This is a genomic window from Actinocrinis puniceicyclus (genome assembly GCF_018283645.1).
Lineage (GTDB): Bacteria > Actinomycetota > Actinomycetes > Streptomycetales > Catenulisporaceae > Actinocrinis > Actinocrinis puniceicyclus.
On sequence record NZ_JAGSXH010000279.1, the window covers coordinates 1 to 2057 of the forward strand.

2 protein-coding genes are annotated in these 2057 nt (G+C 69.1%); one reads left to right on the forward strand and one right to left on the reverse strand.

Annotated elements, in window-relative coordinates; all coding sequences use genetic code 11:
* Positions 1-156: 156 nt before the first annotated feature.
* Complete coding sequence (locus KGA66_RS28725) at positions 157-972, forward strand: hypothetical protein (RefSeq protein ID WP_211472704.1); 816 nt, start codon at positions 157-159, stop codon at positions 970-972.
* A 68-nt stretch (positions 973-1040) separates the two neighbouring features.
* On the opposite strand, the gene KGA66_RS28730 is transcribed toward KGA66_RS28725, so the two are convergent.
* On the reverse strand, positions 1041-1655 hold the full coding sequence (locus KGA66_RS28730) for a RhiA family protein (protein WP_211472706.1): 615 nt from the start codon (positions 1653-1655) through the stop codon (positions 1041-1043).
* Between the last annotated feature and the right edge of the window lie 402 nt (positions 1656-2057).

Below are 2057 nucleotides of genomic sequence, written 5' to 3' on the forward strand. Positions count from 1 at the left end.
TGTGTATAAGAGACAGCCCCCGCCCAGGCGCCCTCCTCCACCGAGACGCTGCGGCAGGCGATCCTGCACTACCGGGTGATGTTCAACGACCTGCTCGGACGCCAGGCCGCCGACAGCGCGCACGCCGCCGGACGCTGACCGACCGAAGGAGAAAAGATGAAGACGAGCGAGAACGACCGCGGCGGACCGCGGCGCACCGGCTTCGCCGGCGAAACCGGCCCTTACCGGGCGGGCTATGAGGACGCTGCGATCACTGACCAGTACGCCGCCGACGAGGACGCCCCGGCACAGGACGATCCGCGCGCCGGGACGATGTCCACCGCGCAGGCGCCCGCCATGCTCCCGGACGCGGTCCTCGGCAGCGACCGCGACACGGCCCACGGCACACCCGCGCACCCGCAGGACCCGCACGATCCGCAGGACCCGGTGAACCGGCACGCGTTCTCGGACTCAGACGACACCGACGCCGCCCCGGGCGATCATGCGGCCGCGGCCGCGGGCGGCGAGCAGTACGCGACACCGCACGACGACGCGTACACGACACCCGACGAAACCGAGCAACCCGGGGGCACCGATGTGCCGCCGGCCGGCGGGAACGTGGGCATCGGGATGTCCGGGTCCGGGACCTTCGCGGTGGACTCGCAGCCCTACGAAACGCACACCCCCGCCGCATCGCAGGGCCAGGGCACCCTCACCGACGAACCCGGGCCGGTACTGGCCCGGCAGACCGCCGACGACCTGCGCGAGCGCTGGCGCGGCATCCAGGCGGAGTTCATCGACGACCCGGGCCGCGCCGTCGAGGACGCCGACCGCCTGGTCACCGACGCGGCCCGCGCCTTCACCACGCAGCTGGAAGAGCGCCGCCACACCCTGACCTCGGCCTGGCAGCAGGACGGCAACAAGGAGACCGAGCAACTGCGGCTGACGATGCGCCACTACCGCGCGCTGGTCGACCAGATCCTGCACAGCTGACGACGCGGCCGTACGTGAGCGCCGCCGTGGCCAGGCCACGGCGGCGCTCACGCGTCGAGGGCTGCGGCTCACACGATCGCGAGCGTGTTGTCCATGCCGAGGCTCACCGTCATGGACGTGCGCGCCCCGAAGTACTCGATCTTCAACGCGGTCGACATCTGCGCGACATCCAGCACCTGCCCGCGCTCGAAGCTGCCGGCCACCAGCCAGTACTCCGGATGCGGCTCGAAGACCAGGTGCTGGTTGGGCTGCGAGTCCACCGCGAAGGTCCCGGAGCCGGACATCCCGATGCCCACGCTCCCGCCGCGCAGCGGCACATCATCGCCCTGCTCGACGTACAGGCTGCCCGCGTAACGGGCCGCGGACGGCGCCAGCCGCCCGAACGTGTAGGCCCCGTCGCCGTAGAACAGCCGCACCGCCTGCAGCTGCGAGTCCATCGGGTCGGCGTCCCAGACCTGGCTGGCGGTGAACCGCACGCCGGGCGAGAGCGGCCCGGCATCGGACCAGACGAACGAGTACGAGGTGTCCCACTGGAAGTTCACCGTCGTCGTGGGATAGGCCGGCTCGACGAACCACGCCAGGGTGTTCACATCGACCCGGCCCAGGTCGGGCGGGGTCTGGAACATGCAGAAGTCGACGCGGTTGCTCGAGTTGTTCTCCACCATCAGGCTGTACGCGGTCATGACTGTTTCTCCCTTTCCGTGAACTTGAGGGCGGCGGCCGCGACACGCGCCCCGCGATAATTCCCCGCCTATCACGCATCCCGCGGCCGCCGATTTCAGAAAAACAGCTCCTCCTCCCCGCGGTCAACCGGATCACCCGATTTCACGCAGACGGTCCAAAACACTTTCCACCCCGACAAAAGGCCACACCGACCGGCCTTTCATCGTCCAGCAAAGCGAAATAAAACCCGCTCCACGAGAAAAGACGAAACAAACAAAACAAACGCCGTCGCACTGCCGCGACACGCACATTAAACCGATCGCCGCCGGCCGCATCCACGACACGTTTCCTATCCCCGCGCGGCGCCGCGACAGGCGCGTTCACCGGTTTTCGGCGCAGGGAAACGCACCTCGCACCCACCC

Bases quoted from the DNA above. Each gene is read 5' to 3' on its own strand.
- KGA66_RS28725 (WP_211472704.1), top strand. From the start codon at position 157: ATGAAGACGAGCGAGAACGACCGCGGCGGACCGCGGCGCACCGGCTTC.
- KGA66_RS28730 (WP_211472706.1), bottom strand. From the start codon at position 1,655: ATGACCGCGTACAGCCTGATGGTGGAGAACAACTCGAGCAACCGCGTC.